The sequence below is a fragment of the Myxococcus sp. XM-1-1-1 genome (assembly GCF_020037095.1).
In the GTDB taxonomy this organism is placed as follows: domain Bacteria; phylum Myxococcota; class Myxococcia; order Myxococcales; family Myxococcaceae; genus Myxococcus; species Myxococcus fulvus.
In genome coordinates this window covers 240982-264480 of the sequence record NZ_JAIQDH010000011.1, presented here as the reverse complement: position 1 = coordinate 264480, position 23499 = coordinate 240982, and the positions used below count along the sequence as shown (strand labels likewise).

Here is a 23499-nt window from a genome sequence, read left to right as displayed (position 1 = left end):
GTCACGACGTCGCGAGCCCGTGGCCCCGCAGCTTGTCCGGCGTGGTCCCCGTCATCCTGCGGAACATGGCGATGAAGGCGGACGCGCTGGAGTAGCCCAGCTCCAGCGCGACGACCTCCACGGCGCTCCCCTCCTCCAGCATCGCGAGCGCCTTCACCACCCGGAGGCGCTGACGCCACTCGCTGAAGGACAACCCCAGGTGCTGCCGGCACCGCCGCTCCAGCGTCCGCTCCGTGGTGTGCACCTGGCGCGCCCACTGGGCCAGGGAGCGCCCGTCCGCCGGCGCCTTCACCAGCGCCCGCAGCACCTCGCCGAGCAACGCGTCGTCGGACATGGGCAGGTAGCTGCCCTGCGGCGGCGCGAGCGAGAGCTGGTCGATGAGCACCCGCATCAACCGCCGCTCCGCGCTCGTGCGCGGGTACGCCACCTGGTGCTCGCGCAGGTGCTCCAACAGCGACTTCACCAACGGGCTCACCGCCAGCGCGCACGTCGTCCTCGGCAATCCCCGACACAGCGCCTTCGTGAGGTAGAGCGAGCAGTGGCTCGCCTCCGAGCGGTTCATCCCCCGGTGCTCCACGTCCGGAGGCAGCCAGATTCCATACTGCGGGGGCGCCAGGTAGTGGCCGCCCGCAAGCTCCAGCTCCATCACCCCGCTGAAGGCGTAGACGAACTCACCCCACGGATGGTGATGCCGGGGATACGTGGCCGCCGCGGGCAGCCGCGCCGTGCGGAAATACACGGGGTGCGGAAGCTTGGTGGAGAAAGGAACCTGGAGCTGCTGGGCCATGGCGGCTTCTCGGCATGGGTTGTCGGGTTCAAGCTATATGAATCAAGCCCGCCACACGCCATATCAAGGGCATGAGCACGCTTCGCAGACCCGTCGATGGCTTCGCGCTCGCCACGATGCTCCTCCTGTGCGCCCTCTGGGGCATCCAACAGGTGGCCATCAAGCTGGCCGCGTCCGACATCCCACCCCTGGCGCAGATGGCGCTGCGCTCGGGGCTCGCCGCCCTGCTGGTGGGCCTGCTGTGCCTGCTGCGCGGCGAGCGACTGGACCTGCGTGACGGCACCTGGCGCCCCGGCCTGCTGTCGGGCGTGCTCTTCGGCGCCGAGTTCCTCTTCATCGGAGAGGGCCTGCGCCACACGCACGCCTCCCACATCGCCGTCTTCCTCTACACCGCGCCCGTCTTCACCGCGCTGGGCCTGCACTGGCGCATCCCCTCGGAGCGGCTGCGCCGGGTGCAGTGGGTGGGCATCCTGGTCGCCTTCGCGGGCATCATGCTCGCCTTCGGCGGTGGCTGGCTCCAGGGAGGCATCACCCCGCGGATGCTCTGGGGCGACACGCTGGGGCTGCTCGCGGGCCTGTCCTGGAGCGCGACCACCGTGGTGGTGCGCGGCTCGTCGCTCTCCGAGGCGCGCCCCACGCACACCCTGCTCTACCAGCTGCTCGGCGGCTTCGCGCTCCTGCTGCCCATCGCGCTGTTCACCGGACAGACGGGCCACCTCTCCATGACGGGCACCGCCTGGGCGAGCCTGCTCTTCCAGGGCGTCATCGTGTCCTTCGCCAGCTACCTCGTCTGGTTCTGGCTGCTGCGCCGCTACCTCGCCTCGGGCCTGTCCGTGTTCTCGTTCATGACGCCCGTGTTCGGCGTCACCGCGGGCTGGCTGGTGCTGCGAGAGCCCGTGGGGCTGTTCTTCATCCTGGGCGCGGCCCTGGTGCTCGCGGGCATCCTCATCGTCAGCGCGCCGGGACTCCCGCGCACGGCCGCCCCCGCCGCGGGCCTCCGGCCGGGTCGGCTCGTTCCGTAATCCAGGTTCAACAGCACCCTGGATACACTGCCAGCGGATTCACTCGCCGCGTGGCCCGGAGCACCTCCGGAGGCCACGCACGCGGGCTTGCGACATTTCACGCGATTTCCCGTTCATCGGATGTGCGAGCCGGGCCGGCTCCGTTCCGAGCGCAGCGTATGACCCACGAACCGTGAATCGGGGCGGTGTCGTCGCGGCCTTCGGCTCCACACAACCGTGATGGGAGAATCCAAGATGAAGTTCGTGAATCGTGGTGGCTGGGGCGCGCTGCTGTTGTCGGGGCTCATCGGCTGTGGCCAGGAGGCCCAGGACCCGGCGCCCGTGACACCGCAGGACGCGGTCCTCACCGCCGAGCAGGAGGCGCGCTTCCTCACGCCGCCCGCGGGCTGTACGGAGGTGACGCTCGGGGAGACGTTCAATGGCATCCAGCTGACGCCGGTGCAGTACGAGCGTCAGCCCACGTTCCGCGGCGACCTGACCAACCTGGGCGGCACCACGCGCGACGAGCTGCGCATCCGCCTGGACATGAACACGGCGCCGGGCCTCTACAACCTGGCCGCGGGCGGCGCGAACACCTTCACCTGCGAGCAGTGTGTCTTCGGCTACCAGGACATCGGCACCACGACGCAGAAGCTGTTCGTCGCGGACTCGGGCGCGCTGCTGCTCGCGCTCCAGCTGTCGCCGCAGCAGACGCTGGGCGCGCTGTCCAACGTGGTGCTGCGCGAGTCGGTGCTCGCCGCGCCCCGCTCCGGCCCCTACACGGGCTCCGCCGTGGTGGAGGGGGGCGAGTGCCGGTGGATCCGCTTCGCGACCTGGAACACCCTGCGCCCTGGCGGGTGTGACCCGCGTCAGGGCTCGCCGACGAGCGCCCTGCCGGACACGGCCTGCGTCGCGGACGACTACGCGGGCACGGACGGAACGCTGGAGCGCGCGCTCGGCACCAAGACGCAGGGCGAGTCGTGCACGCGCACCGCCGCGGCGAGCGAGTACGAGCTGGCCACCACCGACTGCGAGCAGGGCTTCGCGTGCACGGACCTGATCTCCGAAGACGCGCAGTGCCTCAAGACGTGTGACTTCATGGCCGCGAACCCCGGCTGCCCCTCGGGCACCGTCTGCGGCGTCTATGGCCTGTGCACCGAGCAGTCCGTGCTGGAGGGCCACGGCTTCGCGTTCGACCCGGCGCTCATCGGCCAGCCGTGCTCCGGAGGCTTCACCGAGTTCTGCGGCGTCGAGGGCGCCCGGGGCAGCTGCTCCGACGTGGATGGCGCCGGTCCCGCGGTCGTGACGTGCCACCCCTACACCCGCGCCCGCTCCGACTGCGGCCCGGGCGAGGAGCTGGGCTACGTCTACTACCCGCTCTCGGGTGGCGGCATCGACCGCACCTACAGCTACTGCTACCCCCTCAGCCCCTGAGTCACCCCGGCGGCGCCTCCCCCGCTCCCCGCGGGTGAGGTGTCGCCCTGGCATCCGCGGCGGCCCACGCGGACGACCGGGCCCGCTCCCTCGATGAGCGGGCGCGTGCCACTGGAACGCGGGCCGCGTCGGCCCCGGACGCAGCCCCCTCGCGCGCCGCGGCTCCCGAGCCGCCCGCACGGCCTCCGCGTCGCACGTGGCTCGCACGGGATGTCGGGCCGACGCGCGCAAGGTCGGGCGACTTCCTGCTTCTTCCTGGAAGAAGGAGGCGGTGGGTCCAGGCACACCGGCTGCACAGGGGACTGCGCACCGCCGCCCCCGCGCCCGGCCCGAACGCGAGCCCCCATGTTGATCCAGTGCCGAAGGTGTCACCGCAAGGTCTTCGTCTTCCAGTTCGAGAGCAAGACGCTCTGCAAGAGCTGTCTGACGCACGTCGCGAAGCCCGGCCCCATCCGGAAGAAGCCCTCGTACGTGGACCTGAAGAAGTCCCCCCACGACGCGCGCATCCAGAAGACCTTCAAGTCGATGAAGCAGGCGCGCCGGGAACAGGTCCGGCTTCGGCGGTCGGCGTCGGGCAGCCTGCTGAGCGCCCTGCTGGACCCGGTCCGGGAGTCCTCCCCGCCCCCGTCGCAGATGATGACCCTGGATGACACGGCGAGCATCCCCGAGCCCAGCGTGATGACGCTGCAGTGCATGACGCTGTTCATCCCCTTCGACGCGGGCAAGAAGTTCTACAAGGACAACGCGAAGCAGGGCACGTTCCAGGGGAACCTCGTCCCGACGGGCGGCTTCAACTTCGCGCCCCTGCAGAACGTGGGCGGCTTCCAGCCGCTCGCCGCGTTCAACACCAAGCCGTACCCGCACCACACGCCCTTCGAGAAGAAGTCGGGGTTCCTGGAGGAGGACGACGTGCTCGCCAACTACGACGCCATCGTCCTCAAGCACATCCAGGAGGCCACCAACGTGCTGGAGTGGAAGCGGCTCCACGCCAGGCGCCCCTACGACCTGCACAAGCAGCTCACGCAACGGGTGCCCGAGGTCATCTTCCTGTCGGAGGAGCTCAAGGGCGCGCCCTTCCCGGACGAGCTGCGCCCGTGCCCGGAGCTGACCTATCGGCGCATCGGCAGCATCCGCACGCTGCTCGACCCCGACGTGGACCCCAAGAACGAAATCTCCGCCTACGTCCTGCGCGACGAGATGTTCTCCTCACAGGTCCTGTACGAGGCCCGAGGCCTCATCCGCCAGGGCGTCAACCACCCCGAGAAGTGGCTCTGCGTGCAGAAGATCGTCCCCGAGTACCGCGTGTACTTCGAGGTCGCGGGCGTGCACCTGGACGCGGGCTACACCGGCCACACGAAGGACGACAAGAAGCACAAGGCGCTCGAGGAGGTGGCCCGCTTCGCCCACGACAACAACGTGGACGTGCTGCTGGGGGATTTGAACATGGACTCGTTCGAGCTGGGCGGAGGCTTCTTCCCGAACCGGTTCTCCTTCCAGGAGGGCTCCGACGGGAACATCCACCCCACGTACACCGTCTCCCACTCCAACACGAACGCGAAGAACAACTACATGGGAGGCATCATCGTGAACCAGGAGCAGGTGGACACCGAGTCCATCAACCTCCTGGGTGAGGACACGCGCTCCCTGTCGCGCACGCTGAACGACCACTTCTACTCGGACCACCCCGCCATCATGGCGAACTACGTGAAGTCCTTCCGCTGACGCGTCCGGAGCCTCCCCATGCCTCGCCACATCGCCGCCGTGCTGCTCTTCGCCGGACTGTCCGCGTGCGCCACCACGCCCGTCGACCCGGCGGCCTCCGCGAACGTCGCGTGCCCCACCGAGAAGCTCGCCTTCACCCGTGAGGCGGGCTGTCGCAACGACGGCGCGGTGGAGCTGTGCCTTCCGGCCCGCGACGCGGCGCTGCTCGCCCGCGTCCAGGCGCTCGCCCCCGGCGCGCGCGCCCTGGCCTCGCGAGGCCGCGCCGCGTGCGACACGGCCTCGGAGGTCCTGGTGCTGCTGCCCTTGGAGGCGCAGGACTGCGAGGCCCGACACGGCGCGCTCACGCCCGCCGCGTGGGAGCGGCTCTGCCGCGTCGCCGCGCTGCCCCAGGTGCGCACGCTCGTGCCCACCTGGTACGAGTGACACGCAGGCTACGGCGCCACGTAGACGCAGACGGCCAGCGCGCCGCAGCCAATCTCCACCGCGAGCTTGTTGCAGTCCGGCTTGAAGTCCGAGCGGTACAGGGTGTGGTTCTGCGTCCGCCGGTAGGGGCCGTCCACGCCGACGCCGCTGTAGTTGATGGACACGGTGAGCAGGCCGTTGTCCCCCGTCCCCGCGGGGATGAGCGTGGTGACGCTGCACGTGTCGCGGTTGTGGATGGGCAGGGGCTCGCCGCCCACCGTGACGCTGTTGATCTTGAAGTCCCCGTCGTTGTCGAAGCGGACGTACGCGGAGGAGGAGCGGTCCACCAGCTCCCCGTTCTCCATCGACAAATCACACGCGCCCGGCGTCCAGGTGCCCTTCTGGTACTGGCCCAGGAACGTGTTCGACCCGTTCTGCGGCCGGAAGCGCATCGTCTGCCCCTCGAAGACGACCTCGTAGTCGGGCAGGTTGTGCGTCGCATCCCAGCGAATCATCCGGGGGCTGATGAGCCGCCCCTTGTAGAGCCCCGCCGACGGCGAGCCGGGCAGCTCGCACATGTACACCCGGTCCGACGACTGGCCGGCGATGCCGCCGTAGGCCACGTCCGTCTTGTAGCCGTACTCACTGCCGAAGCGATTCCAGACCCCCGTCACGGCGGAGTCGCCGCCCCCGGGGTTGTCGTCCTCCGCGCTGGAGTCACACGCGGACAAGGGGGCCAACAGCAGACATCCAAGGGAGAAACGCGCGAGGAGGAGGTTCACGTGCATCCTGATGAGCCGGCGATACACCGCTCGTTGAGCTGGATTTTTCCAGCGGAACCTAGAATTCCCCCGAGTCCCTCGTAAAGCAGCCCCCCGCTGGAAAAATCCCGCGGGGGGCGTGCGGTGCTCGAAGCCACACCCGCGGGGTCGACCCAGGGCGTCAGCTGGACTTGGATGCATGAAGACAGCAGTTTTCGCCCGGCGGTGCATCCCCCGGGGGTCCGTGATACCCCATGTATTCACGGGCTTTTGAGACCCCACGGTGGATGACTGATTCATAGACACCGCTGTCCGAAAACCGGGCGCTCCCCTGTGAATACAAAAAGCGCTGGTGAGACGGTGCTTTAACCCAGCCTGCGTCAGGCCTCTTTACACCTCGGCCCCCGCAACCTGGAGCGCGGATACTCCAGGTTAATCTAGATTTGAGAGCTTCCCCACTCTTATCGGCCGAGTGGCCCGCCAGTTGCTGAGGGGACGAGCGCGCCGTCCGCGGCTGATGGGAAGGTCAGGCGGCGGCGCGTCCCCCCGAATCATCAGAGGAAAAGCACCATGTTCAAGAGAGCGGCAGTCCTCGTGGTGAGCTGTGGCGTGCTCGCGGCTTGTGGTTCCGAGACCGGCGACACGCAGCTGGAGAATGAGGAGATCAAGGCCAACCTGGTCGAGGCCGGCTTCCCGGCGGACGACATCATGGAGGTCGACGGTCTGGTGTACGTGGGCCGCGACGCCCACGTGACGCTCGAGGCCTCGCGTGAGATGCTGCAGCCCGTGACGCACGTGGAGCAGTACCGGACGACGAACCTGGTCTCCAGCAGCATCACGAAGATCTGCGTCAACCCCACCTCTTCGTTCAACAGCTACTCCCGCCTCAAGGCCGGTCTGACGGCCGCGGTCGCGAACTACAACGCGCTCGGCCTGAGCTTCACGATGGCCGTGGGCCCGACGACGGGCTGCAGCGCGAACATCACCGCGACGACGATGTCCGGCGCGGGTGGCTCGGCGGGCTTCCCCTCCGGCGGCCGTCCGTACGGCACCATCAACATCGGCACGGGCCTGCAGAGCTACAGCGCGGGCGTCAACGAGCACGTCATCACGCACGAGCTCGGCCACGCGGTCGGCTTCCGTCACTCCGACTACTACAACCGCGCCATCAGCTGCGGCTCCGGTGGTAACGAGGGCACGGCGGGCGTCGGCGCCATCCACATCACCGGCACGCCGACGACGGCGACGGTGGGCGGCTCCATCATGAACTCCTGCTTCCGCTCGTCGGAGACGGGCAACTTCACCAGCAGCGACCGCACCGCGCTGACCACGCTGTACTGAGCCCATGACGCGACCCCTCGGTTCCATCCTGAAACCCTGGGGTTCGCGCCTCGCGGGCACCGTGCTCCTGGGCCTCTGGGCCTGCGGGGGCTCGGTGCCCGCACCCTATGAACTGAAGGTCTGCGAGGAGCCGCAGCCGGCTGGTGTCACCGCGTTCACGCAGTGTGGCCCGTCGCTCGACTTCACGCCCATCAATCGCTACCAGGGCGCGCTCGCCAACATCCAGGAGCGAGAGGACGCCGTCGTCTTCATCAACGGCAGCTGCACCGGCACCTTGATTGCCGCGAGCGCGGGGCCGGTGGTGCTCACCGCGGGCCACTGTGTCGGGCTCGGGGACCGCTCCTTCGTGGTGTTCAACTTCGAGGACGAGGCGGACGGAGACCCGTTGATGACGGAGGGCACGGTCATCGAGCAATCGGCCGCGCCGGACTATGCCCTCATCCTGCTCGACACGCTCCCCACCGCCGCGCCCGTCCCGCTGACAACGCTGGCCACCGAGCGGCTGGCCGTCATCCAGCATCCGCGCGGCTCGCCCAAGGTCATCGCCGAGGGGCGCTACGCCGACGCGTGCAACCGGCTCGTCTACTACACGGACCTGGACACCCTGGTGGGCAGCTCCGGGGCCGCGGTGCTCAACGAGCAGGGCTACGTGCTGGGCATCCACACCGACGGCGACTGCGAGGTGTCGGGGCGCGGCGCGAACCGGGGCTGGACCGCGAGCGCCATCGTCGAGGCCTCCGAGTACCTCCAGGCAGCCGACCTCGTCGAGCGCTGAAGCCGTCCCGAGGTTACGCTCGGGCTCGCGCTCGGAACGTGATTGCCCGCATCCCGGGTTTACCGGGTCACATCCCGAGCGGGCTGGCGTGCGGCGGGCGTGCGAACTTTGCTAAGGGGGTGGGCATGTCTACCGCCCTCCAAAACCGTCCCGCCAGCCACCTGGCCCTCGGCCGCTTCGGCCAGTCGTCCTACATGATTCGCCGGCAGTTCTTCAAACTGTTCGGCGGCGCGTTCCACATCTACGACGCCGCGGGCAACCTCGCGTTCTACTCGAAGATGAAGGCCTTCAAGCTGAAGGAGGACCTGCGCATCTACGGCGACGAGCAGATGCGCGAGGAGCTGCTGAGCATCAAGGCGCGCGGCATCCTCGACTTCGGGATGACGTACGACGTGACGGACGCGTCCACGGGCGAGCGCGTGGGCGCGCTGCGCCGCAAGGGCCTGCGCTCCATCCTCCGCGACGAGTGGCTGGTGCTGGACACCAACGACCAGGAGATCGGCAAGATTGAGGAGGACAGCATGATGCTGGCGCTGGTGCGCCGCTTCCTCACCAACCTGCTCCCCCAGTCCTTCACCGGCACCGTGGGCGGCGCGCAGGTCCTCGCCTTCAAGCAGCGCTTCAACCCCTTCATCCAGAAGATCGACCTCGACTTCGGCATGGACCTCCAGAACCGCCTGGACCGCCGGCTCGGCATCGCGGCGGCGGTGCTCATGTGCGCCATCGAGGGCCGTCAGCAGTAGCGCTCCGCACGGGGTCCGGCCCCACTCACCGGACCCCTCGCCGGCGCGGCGAGGCCACGAGCAGCCGGGCGCCCCGAGGCAACGGCGCCTTATCGCCACCATGATTCAACTGTAACTCAGGAACAGGGATTCCCGGGACACGGGGCCGCCCATGGAAGCCTCTCGCCGCTTTGGGGAGTGAGGCGCCTTGCCGGCTGTTATCGACGGGCCCCGAGCGCCCTCCTCCACCACGACAGGGAAGCAGCCAACCGCCGTATCGCTCGGAGGCGCGGCCTTCCCGTTCGAGTGAACGCGATGACAGCACCCGCCACGATGTCCACCGCCCTGCCCTCCGTGGAGCCCTCGGCGGCGAGCCTGGCGACGACGAAGGGCCGGAGGATCCTCGGCATCGACGCCCTGCGGGGACTGGTCATGGCGCTGATGCTGGTGGACCACGTGCGCGAGTACTTCTATCTCCACGCGCAGGTCAGCGACCCGGTGGTGCTGGCGACCACGCCGCCCGGGCTCTTCTTCACCCGGCTGGCCGCGCACCTGTGCGCGCCCGTCTTCGTCATCCTCACGGGCGTGGCGGCCTGGCTCTACGGCCAGCGGCATGGAGGGCGCCGCGCGGCGTCCGGCTTCCTGTTCAAGCGGGGCCTGTTCCTGCTGGTGCTGGAGCTGACCGTGGTCAACTTCGCGTGGACGTTCCAGCTGCTCCCGCCGACGTACTACTTCCAGGTCATCGGAGCCATCGGGCTGTCGATGATGGTGCTGGCCGCCCTGCTCCACCTGCCCCGCCCCGCGCTGCTGGGCTTCGCGCTGCTCGTGCTTCTGGGCCACAACCTGCTGGACCCCGTCCACTTCGCGGCGGGCGAGCCGGGGCACACCTGGTGGGCGCTCCTGCATGACCGGGGCTTCATCGACCTGCCGTGGGGCGCGCGGCTCAAGACGTCCTATCCCGTGCTGCCGTGGTTGGGCGTCATCGCGCTGGGCTACGCGGTGGGGCCGTGGTTCTCGTCCCAGGTCCAGGCGACGACGCGGCGCCGGTGGCTGCTGCTCGCGTCCGCCGGCGCGCTCGCCCTCTTCGGGGTGCTCAGGCTCGTGAACGTCTACGGCGAGCCCCTGCCGTGGTCCGTCGGCGCGACGCCGCTGGAGACGGTCATGTCGTTCCTCAACCTGACCAAGTACCCACCGTCGCTCGACTTCCTGCTGCTGACCCTGGGCGTGGGCGCGGCGCTGCTGGCGCTTTTGGACCTGGCGCCGGAGGCCCTGAGCACGACGCTGGCGGTGTTCGGCGCGGCGCCGCTGTTCTTCTATGTCGTCCACCTCTACCTGCTCCACGCGCTGAACCGGCTCGCGCTCGCGGCCCTCGGCCCCAACCAGGGGACGCTGTTCAGCCTCCCCGGTGTCGGCTCGCTCTGGCTGCTGGCGGCGGTGACCACCGTGCCCATGTGGTTCGCCTGCCGGGCCTTCGCCCGGCTCAAGGCCCGCTCGCGCAGCCCCTGGATGAGCTACCTCTGAGGCCGGATGAACGCGGCGAAGCGCTTGTCGAGCACGGGCGCCGCCTTATCGACGGCGGCCCACGTGTCGTCGGCCAGCTTCGGTGCGTCGTGGCCGCTCTCGGTCGAGCGCTTGCCGAAGACCTGGATGAGGTCCTTCTTGATCCACAGGTCGTTCATGTTGTGGAACCAGCGCCACAGCAGCGTCTGGAGCGCGGGCTCGTCCCGGAGGTGGCCCGTCCACAGGCCCCGAGGCATCGCCTGCTTCACCAGCTCCGAGCCCTGGGCCTCCCGCCGGGCAATCTTCGCCAGCAGCGCCTGGTGCGCGGGGAAGCGTGACGTGTCCAGCAGCCCCCGCGTCACCGCGTAGCCGACGAAGAGCCCGGTGGTGACATCCGGATACCGCGCGAGGTCCCCCGAGCCCTTCACCGACAGGGTGACGGTGATTCCGTCATCGAACTCGAGCTCGAGCTCCAGGAGCCCCTCGGTGTCGAGCGGGTAGAGCCAGAAGGCGACGTTGAGCTCGTCCTCGTCCGCGAAGCTCGCCTTGCGGCCCGTGGGCGGCCCCAGCACCTTCGTGACCTCCGCCTCCGACTTCGCCTTCCACGGCACGCCCAGCACGTCCTCGCCCACCGCGGACCGCACCCAGGCGGTGGAGATGTAGGGGATGAACGACCTGGCCGTCTTCGGAACCGGCGGGAAGGCGTCGTGGAGGATGTCGTGAGACAGGACCAGCTCGATGCCCTGCTTGGGCGCGGAGACGTTGACCGAGTCCTTGTTCTCGCTCGTGGAGGCCGGCAGCTTCTTGCCCAGGACCTCCGTCACGTAGGTGATGACCTCCGGCGCATCCGCGCGACGCCCGAGCACCGACGCCACCTGCCGCGTCTTGGGGCCGAGCTTCGCCATGACGTCGGTGGGGGTGAACGCGGGCGCGGAGGTGGAAGGCCGCGGGGCCGAGGGCTTCTCGTCACCGTCGAGCCAGGCGGCGAAGTCGAACTCCGCCGTCTTGGGCACCTTCACCTTGTGCTTCTTCAACCAGGCGGCCAGGGCCTCGCGTCCGGCCCCGGCCTCCTCGTCGTCGAGGTCGTGGATGTCCGTCTCGCCCTGGGACCACAGGGCGAGGAACTCCTCCAGGCTGTTGGCGACGGTCTGCGTCTCACCCTCGGAGCCGAGCAGCGCCACTGCGGGCGGCGCCTTCCCACCGGGCTTCACCAACAGCAGCAGCGAGCCGTCCGCGAGGCTCAGGAAGGAGAAGGCGGCGGCGCGAAGACGGTCCGCCTTCTCCGGGCTCCACTCCTTCGGAACCGCCTCGACCACCAGCCCATCGAACCACCCCAGGGTTCCATGCTCTTGCTTGCCGACCCACTCGCCCACCTTCTGGAGCAGTGGGGGGAGCTCATGACCTTCGGGCACTTCGGACAGGTTCACGGTGTACTTCGGCATGGGCGGTCGGCTCAGCCTCCTGCGGAGGAGGATAGGCCGAACGCCCTGGCCATGGAGCGCCAGGACCTCACGGAAGGTTGCCCTCAGCCGGCGAGGCTCGCGGCACGCTCCTGGCGTGGAGCAGACAGCCGGGCGGCCAGCTCCCGGAGGGACGGCCCGCTGACGACCTCCAGGGTGGAGAGTCTCATCCCCAGCTCGCGCTCGACGGCGGTCACCAACTCCAGGGCCATGATGGAGTCCAGCCCCAGCTCCCTCAGGGGTTGGGTGACGTTGAGCGAGGATTCCTGCGTGCGCATGACCCTCGCCACGATTCGCGTCAGACCCTGGAGGAGGTGCCCACGTCGGGTGTCCTCGTCCATGCCCTCGAAGGCCCCGGACGCGGGTGCGCCGTGCTGTCCGAGGCCGGGAGCGCCAGCGGGCGCATCCATCAGCCCGACCAGTCGCCTCGCGCCGCTCCAGGGAACGAGCGCCTCGCCCCATCGTCGCCAGTCGACGTCCGCGATGGCGAGCTGGACGGGCCTCGCCTCCAGGACGAGCCCGAGCCCCTGGAGCGCGGCGCGCGTGGACAGGCCTCGCAGGCCCAGGTGCTCCAGGTGGCGCGCCACGCTCGCGTTACGGGCGACGAGCCCGGCCTCCCCCAGCGCCCCCCATTGAATCGCCGTCGCCGGCAAGCCCTGCTGGCGTCGGCGCACCGCGAGCTGGTCCAGGAACGCGTTCGCCGCGACATAGGCCCCCTGCCCCGCGTTGCCGACGAGCGACGAGAGGGACGAGAAGACCACCCAGTGCTCCAGGGGCAGCCGCCGCGTCAGCTGATGCAGGTTCCACGCGCCCTGGGCCTTGGCGGCCAGGACCCGCTCCAGCGAGCCTCGGTCCAGTTGCTCCAGCGGCTTGTCCTCCAGGAGGGTGGCGCAATGGAAGACGCCTCGGAGCGGCGGCAGCCCCGCGTGGATTCGGGTGAACACCTGCTCCAGCGCCTCACGGCTCGACACGTCCACGGCGAGGGCCTGGACGCTGACGCCTCGCGCGCGCCACTGCGCGAGGGTGGCGCGCGCCTCCTCGGACCGGGCCCCCCTGCGGCTCACGAGCACCAGGTGCCGAGCGCCCTCCTCGACGAGCCACCGCGCCACCTCCAGCCCGAACCCACCGAGGCCACCGGTCACGAGATAGGTGCTCTCGGACGAGAATCGCGGGCCGCGCGCGGGGGGACGGACTCGGAGCCCCGGGTCCTTGATGGAGATGCACACCTTGCCGATGTGCTGACCTCGCGCCAGGGTCCGGAACGCGTCCTCCGTCTGACTCGCGGGCCAGGAGCGGGAGGGCAAGGGGCGGAAGCTGCCGTCCTCGAAGCGGGCCAGCACCTCCTGATACAGCTGGCGCACCTCATCGGGGCGACTCCGCAGGAGCCGGTCGAAGTCCACCGCCGCGTACGTCAGGTTCTCGTAGAACGGGCGCAGCCGCAGCAGCTCGTCCTGCTCGAAGCTGGCCTTGCCCAGCTCGATGAACCGGCCGAAGGGCGCCAGGCACTCCACGCTGCGAGACACGACCTCTCCCGGCGAGAAGCTCAGCACCACGTCCACCCCGCGCCCGTCCGTCCAGGCGCGGACGTCCTCGGCGAAGCGCGTGTCACGGGAGTGGCTCACGTGGGTGAGCCCCTGGTCGCGCAGGTACTGGCGCTTCTCCTCGCTCCCCGCCGTCGCGAGGATGTCCGCGCCGCACCAGCGGGCCACCTCGATGGCCGCGAGCCCGACGCCGCCCGTCGCGCCGTGGATGAGGATGCGCTCGCCCCGCCGCAGCCGGGCCACCCGCATGAGCGCGTGGTACACGGTCAGGAAGACGATGAGGTTGGCGCCCTGCTCGAAGGACAGGTGCTCGGGGAGCTTCACCACGTTCCCCGCGGGCAGCACCACGTGTGACGCGATGAAGCCCGGGGCCACGCCGTAGACACGGTCCCCTACCGCGAAGCGCGTCACCCCCTCGCCCACCGCGCTGATGCGCCCGGCGCCCTCCATGCCGATGGCTTCGCCGATATAGGTATCCCGCGTCACGCGTGAGGAGAGCAGGCCCAGGGCCTTCATCACGTCCTTGAAGCCGAGCGCCGTGGACTCCACCTCGAGCTCGACCTCGCCGGAGCCGGGGCCGCGTCGCGCCTTCGCCACGAAGCCGAGGGTGTCGAGCTGTCCCTCCTTGCCGAGGACCAGCTGGTACCCCATTCCCTCCGGGACCGGCTCCAGTTGCGGCGCCTCCGTGGGAGGCGTGAGCGTGTCGCGCACGAGCCGAACGGCGTGGAACAGGCCCTCGCGTTCGGCGACCTCCTGCTCCATGCCGAGCCCGCTCAGGCGCAGCAGCAACGCCTCGATGCTCGACGGCTCTGCGTCCAGGTCCACCACGGTGAGTCGGAGGTCCGGCCGCTCCGTCATCGCGGTCCGGGCGAGCCCCAGCAGCGGCGCGAGGCAGAGCGACGGCAGCTCCCGATGTGTCGCGAGCCCGCTCGTGAGGAGCCCGGACGAACCCGTGGCATCGCGTCCGAACACAGGCGCCGCTTCAGCATGGAGCACCGCGCGCTGAGCCTCGACCACCGCGTCCTCGATGCGCTTTTCGTCTGAAGGGTTCTTGAGCGGACCGGTTCGGCGCAGGCCAGACGCACCGGCGGCGTCAGGGAGAAGCTCGACTGACTCGGCGCGGGTGGCGAGGACATCTCCACCCGAGCTGTCCATGGGTCGACCCACGAGACTCCGCCCGGATGTCTGGGCAACGCCCGATGACTGCAACACAGACGCGACACGCGTGGTGCGAACATCCTCAACAGAGAGCTCCCCGAGCTGACCAGGATCGAGCCGCTCAGTCGGGTGGGCAGTGTCGGACAGGGGCTCGACAAACTCGGCGCGCGTGGTGACCAGGTAGTAGCGGTCGATGCGCCCTGGACGCAGGGCTTGAATGCACCGAAGCAGCGCATCGGCCGCGTCCACACCTCGTGCGACCGGCGCTTCGCTCTCGGGCGTGGCGGCAAGCCAGCGCAGGTCCACGAGCCGCACCTTGGCACTCTCGGGCAGAGCCGTGAGCGTCGCATCCAGTGCGGTGGCATCGGAGACAGCGTGCCACTGCGACGTACTCGTCCCAGGTACCGCACCGCCCATCACCACCCACGTCACCTCTTCGCGCGCCACTGGCTCCGAGGGCTCGAACCGCTCCCATCGTCGCGAGTACACCGAGCGCTCCAGGAGCACCGCTTCGTCCGTGCGAACCCTCGGCAACAGTCGGCACGTCAAGCCCGTGACCTCGGCCACGACGACACCGTCCTCGCTCAGCAAGGTGATGTCCCCACGCAACGTCCCCTCCCCTACCGAGCGGAGCCGTCCATGGGACCAGAGCGTCCGTCCCGGCGACATCAGCACCTCGATGCAGTCGACCCCCGTGGGCACGATGTCGTGGTCCGCGTCATCCATCGCGGCCGCGATGAGGCTGTGGAACGCCCCGTCGAGCAGCACGGGATGCAGGTGGTATCCCCGCGTGTCCACTCCGGCCGGCAGGTCGAGTCGCGCGAGCACCTCCCCCGGAGCGCGATGCAGTGCACTCACCACGCGGAACGCAGGTCCATACCGCAGCCCTCCGCGCTCGAGTGACGCGTAGAGCGCCTCCGGCCTCGTCGACTCCGGCAAGCGCGCACGGAGCGCCGCCACCTCCACGAGGCGCGAGCCCCGCCCCGACGACATCAGCCTCCCGCGTGCGCAGACCACGGGCTGCTGCCCTTCCTCCTGACGTTGAACGACGAAGCGGGACGTCTCCGCGGAGAACCCCAGCCGAAGACGCGGGCTCGTCTCAGGGCTGAGCACCACCGCGGAGCTCAGCTCCAGCTCCTCGATACGGCAACGCGCATCCCCCGTGAGCGCATGTCGCGCCGCCAGCGCCAGCTCCACATGCCCCGCGCCCGGGAAGAGCAGACTCCCCGCCGCGTGATGGTCCGCGAGATAGGGCACCGCCGCGAGGCTCAACTCCGCCGTCCAGGCGCCCGGCTCGGAATCCACCAGCAGCGGGTGTCCTCCGAAGGCACGGCGTCGACTCTCGGAGCGTACGCTCTCCCCCCAGTAGACCTTGCGCTGCCAGGGCATCCTCGGAGCACCGACGTACGCCCCAGGGCCGAAGTAGCCACGCCAGGCGACGTCCACCCCCAGGACATGGAGCCGCCCGAGCGCGGAGGTCATCGTCTCCTGCTCGGAAGCCTCCCGCACGAGCGACGCGAGCACCTCGCCCTTCATGCCCGCCGTGCTCGACACGTCCCGGATGGACGAGGCCAGCACCGGGTGCGGCCCCACTTCGATGAACGTCCCATGTCCATCCTCCGCGGCGGCACGCAGTGCGTCCGCGAAGCGCACCGAGCCCCTGACATTGTTCCACCAGTACGTCGCGTCATGGCGCTCGGGCTCCGTCATGAGCCGCCCGGACACCGTCGAGTAGATGGGCAGGCGCGGCGCGTTGGGGCGCAGCACGGCCAGCGCCTCCAGCAGTTCGCCCTGGAGCGGGTCCATCAAGGGGCTGTGATACGGCACCTCCACCTGGAGGAAGCGATTGAAGCGCTGAGCGGCGGCCAGCTCCGCGGCCACACGCTCCAACGGAGCCCGCGCCCCCGCGAGCGTCACCGAGCGCGCGCTGTTGATGGCGGCGACGGCGATACCCGGGCCATGACGCTGGACCCACTCGAGCGCCTCCTCCGGCCCCAGGCCGACGGCCAGCATGGCCCCCTGCCCCGCCACCCGTTGTTGCAGCCGGCTGCGATGGAAGGCGGTCAGCAGCGCCTCCCGCGTGTCCAATGCCCCCGAGGCCCATGCGGCGCCGACCTCACCGATGCTGTGTCCCACCACCCCATCAGGCACGACGCCCCACGATGCCCACAGGCGCGTGAGCGCCACCTGCAACACGGCATTGGCCGGCTGCGCCACCTCCGTGCGGGTGATGCGTGACGACGCCGCGTCGCGCTTCAGCTCCTCCGCGATGGACCACCCGGCCAGCTCGCGGAAGAGGCCATCGCACGCCTCAACGGCCTCACGGAAGACGCGCTCGGTGGCCAGGAGCTGTCGCCCCATCGCCCACCACTGCGGCCCCATGCCCGTGTAGACGAAGAGCACCTTGCGCCGCGCCTCGACCGGGTCCGCGACGAAGTCCAGCCCCGGCACATCCCGCTCGCCTCGCGCGATGGCGCGCAGCGACCGGACCAGGGCCTCCCGATTCGCGCCTCGGAGGGCCAGGCGATGGCGTGGATGCGAGCGGTGCACGGCCGCGTCACGGCACAGCTGCTCCGGCGTCGCGCGCCCCTCCTCCAGCCAGACCGCGTACCGCTCCGCCAGCGCGGACAGCGCCTCGTTCGACTTCGCCCCCAGGACGAGCAGGTGCGGACGCCCCTCGGGACGCTTGGGTGTCAACCCGGCCGCGCGAGGCGGCGGCTCCGCCAGGACGACGTGCGCGTTGGTTCCGCCATACCCGAACGAGTTCACACCGGCGAAGCGCGGCTCGGTGCTTCGTGGCACTGCCTCGGGACGCGTGGGGATGTGCAGCCCCAGGGTCTCGAGCGGAATCTGGGGGTTCACCCGTCCCAGGTGCGGATGAGGCGGGACCAGGCCATGTTCGAGCACCAGGGCTGCCTTGATGACGCCGGCCACGCCCGCCGCGGCCTCCAGGTGTCCCAGGTTCGTCTTCACCGAGCCCATGCGGCAGCGCTCCGGGCCCGTCCGACCCGCGCCCGTCACGGTGCCGATGGCGCGCGCCTCGATGGGGTCACCCACCGGCGTGCCCGTGCCATGGGCCTCCACGTACGCGACGCGCGACGGGTCCACGCCCGCCTTCGCGTAGGCCTCTCGCATCACCGCCACCTGCGCGTCCGCGTTGGGCACGGTGATGCCCGGCGTCCGTCCATCCTGGTTCACCGCCGTGCCCAGGATGAGCGAGTGGATGGGATTGCCGTCCCGCAGCGCCGCGGACAACGGCTTGACGACGAGCACCGCCGCGCCCTCCGCGCGCACGTAGCCGTCGGCCTGGTCGCTGAACGCGTGGCAGCGACCTCGGGGAGACAGGAACCGCCCCTTCGACATCGTGATTTGCGTCTCGGGGAGGAGCAGGACGTTGACGCCTCCGACGAGCGCCGCCTCGCTCTCGCCCGCCCACAGGCTCTGGCAGGCCAGGTGCAACGCGACCAGCGATGAGGAGCACGCCGTGTCCAGCGACACGCTGGGTCCTCGCAAGTCGTAGAAGTACGACAGCCGGTTGGAGAGCATCGTCAGCGTGCTCGCCGTCGCCGAGTGGCTGTCGAGCCGCTCCCGGTTGTCCGGGCTCGCGTGCAGGATGAGGTTGTCCATCATGAAGCCGCCGACGAAGACCCCCGTGCGGCTGCCCGCGAGGGTGCTCGGCGGCAGGCCCGCGTCCTCGAGCGCCTCCCACGACACTTCCAGCATCAAGCGCTGCTGCGGGTCCAGCGTGTTGGCCTCTCGCGGGGTGATGCCGAAGAAGCCCGGCTCGAACTCACGCAGGTCCTGCTGGAGCAACCCCGCGCGCTGCACATAGGTGCGCCCCGGTGCGCGGCCCGAGGCATCGTGGAACTTCTTCGCGTCCCAGCGCCCCTCGGGGATGTCGACGATGCACTCGCGCCCCTCCATCAACACCTTCCAGAACCCGTCCGTGTCCTCGATGCCGCCCGGCAGGCGGCAGCCGATGCCGACGATGGCCAGCGGCTCGCGCGCGGGCTCCACGTCCGCGCGGCCCGGTGAGGCGCGGGTGGGCCCCCGCCGCTCCTTCGACACGACGGGCACGGGGACCTCGTGGCCCGTCACGCTCCGCAGGACCTGGGCGGGCGGGACGGTGCCGCTCGCGTCCCGGAAGACCGCGCGCACGTGGCCGGTGACCACCGGACGCCCGGGCTCCGAGGGACGTCGGAACTCCTGCTGGAAGTAGAGCCACTGCTCGTCCCAGGAGACCAGCCGCGTGCCCAGCTCATAGGACTCGAACAGGCGCAGCGAGTCGCGGAACTGGAGCGACGTCGCTCCGACGGGAACCACCCACCGGTGTCGCAGCACCTGGGGCAACAGGCCCGCGCGCACGAGCAGGTCCATGCGCCCCAGGTCCATCATCGCCAGGTAGCGGCTGTTGTTCATGTGGCCGAAGAGGTCCAGGTCCGAAGGCAGGACGCGCCATCGGGTGACACTCTCCTCGAGCGGGCCCACGCGACCTCGCAGGGCACCGTGCAACAGGGTCTGGAACAATCGGAGCGAGGGCTTCATGGGGAATCCTTTCGGAGGAGGTCTCCGAGAACGTTGCGGCGCAGGACGATGGAAGCGGCGAGGACCCCGGACATCAGCGACGCGCCGACGCCCACCGAGACGGCGTCCTGTCCCACCAGGAGCAACCCCTGGATGGGCAGCCGCGAGCGGAGCCACGGTTGTCGGAAGCGCTCCGGGCTGTGCTCCAATCCGTAGATGGAGCCGCGCGGTCGGTGGGCGAAGTGCGCCGTGCTGAGCGGCGTGGACAGCTCCTGGTACTCCACCCGCCCCTTCAGCTGCGGGAACTGCTCCAGGACGACGCAGAGCAGGCGCTCGGAGAGCCGGGCCTTGAGGTCGTCGTACTCGGCCCCTCGACGGCGCCAGCGCGTGCCCTCCCACTTCTCGAACCAGTCATAGGGCGCGGGGCACAGGGCGGTGAGCGTGGAGCGCCCCGGGTGGCGCTGGGCCCACGAAGGGTCTCTCGCCGCGGACGAGCTCAGGTAGACGACGGGCAGCGGCGCCGAGGCGTCCCGCGTGAAGGCGCGCAGGTTCGCGTCGTGGTCATACCCGGCATGGACCCAGACATTGGTCGCCGGCAGGGCCACCTCGTCGGGCGCGCCCTTCAGGCCCAGGTACAGGCCGAGGTGACCGATGGACTGCGGAATCCGCTGGAGCCCCCGCGTCACCTCGGGCGGCCTCCAGGGCTCCGGGAGCAGCGAGCCCCACGTCTGCGCCGCGCCCGCGCCGCTGATGACGTACCGGGCACGCAGCTCCTCGCCGTCGGTCAGGCGCACGCCCAGGGCGCGGCCCTCCCGCACGAGGATCTCCTTCACCTCCGCGCGGACGCGAACCTGACCGCCCGCGCGGGTGATGACCGGCGCGATGTGGTCGAGGATGGCGCCCGCGCCCCCCACCGGATAGCAGGCGCCCTCCAGGTAATTCTCCGCCACCAGCGCGTGCATGGCGAAGCTGCTCTCCGCCGGAGGCAGCGCGTAGTTCCCCCACTGCCCCGTGAGCACACCCAGCAGGCGCGGGTCCGACGTGAGCGAGGACAACACATCCCGCGTCGTGCGGTTGGAGTGACGGCGAAAGGGCCAACCGAGCACGGGATGCGTGAGCGGCGTCATCCACCGGGGGAGCACGTGCTGGATGAAGTAGCGCAGCGAGGCCCGCTTCACGCCATGCAGCAGGCGCACGTACGCGGCGATGGCCTTGCGCTCGGAGGGGAAGGCGCCGCACAGCTCCGCCTCGAACGCCTCCGCGCCGGTGACGTAGTCATGGCGCCGGTCCGCGAAGACGAGCCTGTCGTAGACGCGGTCCATCCGCGCCCAGCCGAGCGCGCCCTCGGTGACGAAGTCGAAGACGCGCCGCAGGGGCTCGTCCGGCTCGTGCAGCCTGCCCAGACAGTGCACGCCGACGTCCCACTCGTAGCCCTTGCGCTGGAAGGTGTGCGTCATGCCTCCCGCGACGGAGTGACGCTCGAGCACCAGCACCTTCAGGCCATGGCGGGACAGAATCGCCGCCGCGCCCAGCGAGCCCATCCCCGAGCCGATGAAGATGACATCGAAGGACGCACCCGTGGCGGACGCGTCGACGCGTCGAGAAAGCAATCCCATGGCGGTGGACTCCTCAGTCCCGAGCGGGCTCGCGGGGCGCGGTGGCCAGCCGCCAGAGCAACACGGGCAGGCCGATGACGGGGCGCAGGAAGAAGTGGCGGCGCTGCTCCGGGGTCAACACGCGACGCAGGAAGAAGTGCAGCCGGAGCTGCTGATACCAGGGCAGCGCGGGCGCCAGGTGGTGTGACAGGTGACAGGGCTGGCCCCACGGCCCGCCTCCGAGCAGCAGCCCCCAGAGCCCCAGCCCCAGCTCCCGCGTCCCGTTCGCCCGGTCCAGGGGCATGAACAGGTGCTCGGTGCTCTCGCGGACCCGGTCCAGCACGAAGCTCAGCCAGCTGCCGACCAGGAACAGCGCCACGCCGGTGAAGAGCCAGCCATGCAGCCATGTCGCCAGCGCCGCGCAGAGCCCCAGGTACCCGTTGGTCAGCAGCACGGAGAGTCGTCGGCTCCGCGTGTGCTCCTGGGGCCGCCAGGGAAAATAGTCCGAGTGGCTGATCATCGGCGCCAGCGGCAGCAGGCTGACCAGCAGCCGCCGCAGCCGGACGTGGTGCGTGAAGGAGCCGTCGTCAGCCGTCCCCAGGCTCCGATGGTGGCTCGCGTGCGCCTCCGCGTAGTGCACCGGGTCCGCGAGGAAGAGTCGACAGGCGTTGTTCGCGAGCACCCTCAACCCGCGCCCCACCCGTCCCCTGCCCACGATGAGGAGGTCATGCGCGGCGCCCTCGTGGACGCTGAGCGTGACGATGCCGCAGACCAGGAAGCCATGCACCACGCCGGCGACCACCCCCGCGAGCACGATGCCCCCCGCGGTCGACAGGGCCCTCGGCAACACGAAGGGCAGCGCCGTCAACGACAGCAGGTCCGCCGCGAACAGGGCCAACAGGAGGAGCACGTTGACGGTGTCATGCAGCACGGGGTGCGCGCGGAACCACACCAGCGAGTCACGCGCCCTGCCGCGAATGGCTTCGAGCTGCGCATCGGTGAGGGCGGGGAAGTCCCCGAACGCAAGTCTCGCGTGAGCGGCCGCGAGCCGCAGGTCTTCTGGATGGAGATTCATGGAGTCGGGAGCGGCTGGGAGCAGGCGCTGGAGGTGCCATCAAGATGTCTTTGATTGCGCCGCCGCTCAACTCGCTTGGGTGCTCACATTCGTGCGCCCGAGGGAGAAACGGCCTCGGGGGCGTGCTTTTCAGGCCTACTGCTCATATTTGCGGCGAGGCGCCGCGGCCTTCCTCGGCGGATGGCCGAGCGGCGCGGGCGACAGGCTCAGATAGCCGAGCACGAGCACGCACAGCTCATTGGGGAACGCGTCGTTCGTGAGGTAGTCGGGCCGGTCCACGCCAGCGGCATGGCAGAGCGCCTCCAGCGTGTGGACGATGATGAAGACCGCCATGTCCAGCTCTCGCGGGCGGATTTCCTCCAGCCTCGCCGCCAGGAACGCGCGCACCAGCCGGAACAGCTGCTGCTCGAAGGTGTCCACGTGGCCCAGCGGGCGCAGCACCGGAAGGAGCGCATACCGCAGCGAGTCCAGCTGGGGATGCAACCGCTTGAGCGTGAGGATGTGGTGGATGATGGAGGGCACCGCGACGCCCAGCGGGGCCGGCGCGAGCTCCTTGAGTCCCGCGTCGAACTCCGTCAGCCAGCGCGAGCCGTGCTGCTCCAGCACCGCGAGCACCAGCCCCTCCTTGTTCGGATAGTACTGGTAGAGCGAGCCGATGCTGACGCCGGCCTCCTCGGCGATGCGGTTGGTGCTCGTCGCCTCGTAGCCGTCACGGACGAGCAGCCGGGCCGCGGCGGTGAGGATGGCGTCGCACGTCGCCTGGGCGCGCTGCTGACGAGGCTGCTTCCGACGCGAAGGGGAGGAACTGCGCGGCATCACGACTCCTCGAGCTGGAGCCGAACCATTCCAAGGAGTGCCCCCCAGGTCCACCACCCGGAGTGTGGGTGGGCTATCTTCCCCCGTCGTCCGGGTCACCCATCGACCCTGCCTGGGGGCAACGTGGCGCGCATCCGTCGGTCCAGATTGGTCGGCATCATCACGGTCGCATTCCTCCTCGTCACCTTCACGGCGGTGTCCATCGGCTACTTCGGCAGCGGGACGGTGCACCTGCTCACGGTGGGCAACGACGCCGTGGAGCTGGTCGTGGACGACGTCACCCTCGAGCCGAAGAGCCACATCGAGGACCACCTCGTCTTCGACGTCAGCCGGGGCCAGCACAAGGTGAAGCTGACGGACGTCCACTCGGGCACCGTCACGCACTACACCCTGGAGATGCCCCACGGCTTCGCCAAGGTGCTGCTGCCCACGCGCGAGGACCAGTGCTTCCTGCGCTTCGACATGAAGAACGCCGCGTACGGGCGCCCTGACGATCTGCTCAAGGACGAGGGGCCCCGGGTGGAGGAGCGCTACGAGACGCACAGCGAGCCCATCAAGCTTCCCACCCAGACGTACCTCACCTTCAAGGAGCTTCCCGAGCGCGTCAAGGCGTCCGACCAGGTGTTCCTCTTGCGTGACACGCCCTGTGACTTCGCGAGCGAGGGCACCAACCCGGTCCTCACCAGACTGATCCTGCACGAGCGCGCCGATGAGCTGTTCAGCAACCCGGACACACTGCTCAATGACCAATTCAGACCCACGGCGGAGGAGTAGCCTCACCCGCCCCCAGGTCTGAGTTCATCAATGACTCACTTGCGGCACGCCAAGCCCGCCCTCTATAGGCAAGATTAGCGGACTTTTCCGCGAAACCCAGACACGAGGCAT

Annotated in this window: 16 protein-coding genes; 9 read left to right on the top strand and 7 right to left on the bottom strand. The window is 69.8% G+C overall.

Annotated features, from left to right (window positions below; translation table 11 throughout):
• Position 1 precedes the first annotated feature (1 nt).
• The gene (locus K8640_RS22745) at positions 2-787 is read right to left on the bottom strand and encodes a helix-turn-helix transcriptional regulator (protein ID WP_223748948.1); all 786 of its coding nucleotides are present in this window, start codon (positions 785-787) and stop codon (positions 2-4) included.
• A 71-nt stretch (positions 788-858) separates the two neighbouring features.
• On the opposite strand from K8640_RS22745, the gene K8640_RS22740 reads away from it, so the two are divergent.
• The 4 genes from K8640_RS22740 to K8640_RS22725 all read left to right on the top strand — a co-directional run bounded on the left by K8640_RS22740 (position 859) and on the right by K8640_RS22725 (position 5367).
• On the top strand, positions 859-1809 hold the full coding sequence (locus K8640_RS22740) for a DMT family transporter (RefSeq protein ID WP_223748947.1): 951 nt from the start codon (positions 859-861) through the stop codon (positions 1807-1809).
• 234 nt (positions 1810-2043) lie between these two features.
• Positions 2044-3222 (top strand): hypothetical protein, encoded by a 1179-nt coding sequence (locus tag K8640_RS22735; protein WP_223748946.1) that lies wholly within the window; start codon positions 2044-2046, stop codon positions 3220-3222.
• Positions 3223-3567: 345 nt separating this feature from the next.
• Positions 3568-4944, top strand: a complete 1377-nt coding sequence (locus tag K8640_RS22730; protein ID WP_223748945.1) for a hypothetical protein — start codon at positions 3568-3570, stop codon at positions 4942-4944.
• Between the two features lie 18 nt (positions 4945-4962).
• The gene (locus tag K8640_RS22725; protein ID WP_223748944.1) at positions 4963-5367 is read left to right on the top strand and encodes a hypothetical protein; all 405 of its coding nucleotides are present in this window, start codon (positions 4963-4965) and stop codon (positions 5365-5367) included.
• 8 nt (positions 5368-5375) lie between these two features.
• On the opposite strand, the gene K8640_RS22720 is transcribed toward K8640_RS22725, so the two are convergent.
• Entirely contained in the window at positions 5376-6128 is a 753-nt protein-coding gene (locus K8640_RS22720) for a hypothetical protein (protein WP_223748943.1), read from the bottom strand.
• Between the two features lie 549 nt (positions 6129-6677).
• On the opposite strand from K8640_RS22720, the gene K8640_RS22715 reads away from it, so the two are divergent.
• The 4 genes from K8640_RS22715 to K8640_RS22700 all read left to right on the top strand — a co-directional run bounded on the left by K8640_RS22715 (position 6678) and on the right by K8640_RS22700 (position 10466).
• The gene (locus K8640_RS22715) at positions 6678-7448 is read left to right on the top strand and encodes a zinc-dependent metalloprotease (RefSeq protein WP_223748942.1); all 771 of its coding nucleotides are present in this window, start codon (positions 6678-6680) and stop codon (positions 7446-7448) included.
• 4 nt (positions 7449-7452) lie between these two features.
• The gene (locus tag K8640_RS22710; RefSeq protein ID WP_223748941.1) at positions 7453-8223 is read left to right on the top strand and encodes a serine protease; all 771 of its coding nucleotides are present in this window, start codon (positions 7453-7455) and stop codon (positions 8221-8223) included.
• Positions 8224-8348: 125 nt separating this feature from the next.
• Entirely contained in the window at positions 8349-8966 is a 618-nt protein-coding gene (locus K8640_RS22705; protein WP_223748940.1) for a hypothetical protein, read from the top strand.
• A gap of 294 nt (positions 8967-9260) precedes the next feature.
• The gene (locus K8640_RS22700; protein WP_223748939.1) at positions 9261-10466 is read left to right on the top strand and encodes a DUF1624 domain-containing protein; all 1206 of its coding nucleotides are present in this window, start codon (positions 9261-9263) and stop codon (positions 10464-10466) included.
• Here K8640_RS22700 and K8640_RS22695 read toward each other — a convergent pair.
• The 5 genes from K8640_RS22695 to K8640_RS22675 form a co-directional block, all read right to left on the bottom strand.
• The gene (locus K8640_RS22695; RefSeq protein WP_223748938.1) at positions 10457-11887 is read right to left on the bottom strand and encodes a hypothetical protein; all 1431 of its coding nucleotides are present in this window, start codon (positions 11885-11887) and stop codon (positions 10457-10459) included. The genes K8640_RS22700 and K8640_RS22695 overlap by 10 nt on opposite strands.
• Before the next feature lie 83 nt (positions 11888-11970).
• The gene (locus K8640_RS22690) at positions 11971-19149 is read right to left on the bottom strand and encodes a type I polyketide synthase (protein ID WP_223748937.1); all 7179 of its coding nucleotides are present in this window, start codon (positions 19147-19149) and stop codon (positions 11971-11973) included.
• Entirely contained in the window at positions 19146-20744 is a 1599-nt protein-coding gene (locus K8640_RS22685) for an NAD(P)/FAD-dependent oxidoreductase (RefSeq protein ID WP_223748936.1), read from the bottom strand. Before K8640_RS22685 ends, K8640_RS22690 begins: the two co-directional genes overlap by 4 nt.
• 13 nt (positions 20745-20757) lie before the next feature.
• Entirely contained in the window at positions 20758-21798 is a 1041-nt protein-coding gene (locus K8640_RS22680) for a fatty acid desaturase (protein WP_223748935.1), read from the bottom strand.
• A 135-nt stretch (positions 21799-21933) separates the two neighbouring features.
• The gene (locus K8640_RS22675) at positions 21934-22614 is read right to left on the bottom strand and encodes a TetR/AcrR family transcriptional regulator (RefSeq protein ID WP_223748934.1); all 681 of its coding nucleotides are present in this window, start codon (positions 22612-22614) and stop codon (positions 21934-21936) included.
• A 123-nt stretch (positions 22615-22737) separates the two neighbouring features.
• Between K8640_RS22675 and K8640_RS22670 the strand changes: the two genes are divergently transcribed.
• Positions 22738-23388 (top strand): hypothetical protein, encoded by a 651-nt coding sequence (locus K8640_RS22670; protein WP_223748933.1) that lies wholly within the window; start codon positions 22738-22740, stop codon positions 23386-23388.
• Positions 23389-23499: the final 111 nt, after the last annotated feature.

Excerpts from the sequence above, each read along its gene's own strand:
- K8640_RS22745 (WP_223748948.1), bottom strand. The coding sequence starts at position 787 with ATGGCCCAGCAGCTCCAGGTTCCTTTCTCCACCAAGCTTCCGCACCCC.
- K8640_RS22740 (WP_223748947.1), top strand. The coding sequence starts at position 859 with ATGAGCACGCTTCGCAGACCCGTCGATGGCTTCGCGCTCGCCACGATG.
- K8640_RS22735 (WP_223748946.1), top strand. The coding sequence starts at position 2,044 with ATGAAGTTCGTGAATCGTGGTGGCTGGGGCGCGCTGCTGTTGTCGGGG.
- K8640_RS22730 (WP_223748945.1), top strand. The coding sequence starts at position 3,568 with ATGTTGATCCAGTGCCGAAGGTGTCACCGCAAGGTCTTCGTCTTCCAG.
- K8640_RS22725 (WP_223748944.1), top strand. The coding sequence starts at position 4,963 with ATGCCTCGCCACATCGCCGCCGTGCTGCTCTTCGCCGGACTGTCCGCG.
- K8640_RS22715 (WP_223748942.1), top strand. The coding sequence starts at position 6,678 with ATGTTCAAGAGAGCGGCAGTCCTCGTGGTGAGCTGTGGCGTGCTCGCG.
- K8640_RS22710 (WP_223748941.1), top strand. The coding sequence starts at position 7,453 with ATGACGCGACCCCTCGGTTCCATCCTGAAACCCTGGGGTTCGCGCCTC.
- K8640_RS22705 (WP_223748940.1), top strand. The coding sequence starts at position 8,349 with ATGTCTACCGCCCTCCAAAACCGTCCCGCCAGCCACCTGGCCCTCGGC.
- K8640_RS22700 (WP_223748939.1), top strand. The coding sequence starts at position 9,261 with ATGACAGCACCCGCCACGATGTCCACCGCCCTGCCCTCCGTGGAGCCC.
- K8640_RS22695 (WP_223748938.1), bottom strand. The coding sequence starts at position 11,887 with ATGCCGAAGTACACCGTGAACCTGTCCGAAGTGCCCGAAGGTCATGAG.
- K8640_RS22690 (WP_223748937.1), bottom strand. The coding sequence starts at position 19,149 with ATGAAGCCCTCGCTCCGATTGTTCCAGACCCTGTTGCACGGTGCCCTG.
- K8640_RS22685 (WP_223748936.1), bottom strand. The coding sequence starts at position 20,744 with ATGGGATTGCTTTCTCGACGCGTCGACGCGTCCGCCACGGGTGCGTCC.
- K8640_RS22680 (WP_223748935.1), bottom strand. The coding sequence starts at position 21,798 with ATGAATCTCCATCCAGAAGACCTGCGGCTCGCGGCCGCTCACGCGAGA.
- K8640_RS22675 (WP_223748934.1), bottom strand. The coding sequence starts at position 22,614 with ATGCCGCGCAGTTCCTCCCCTTCGCGTCGGAAGCAGCCTCGTCAGCAG.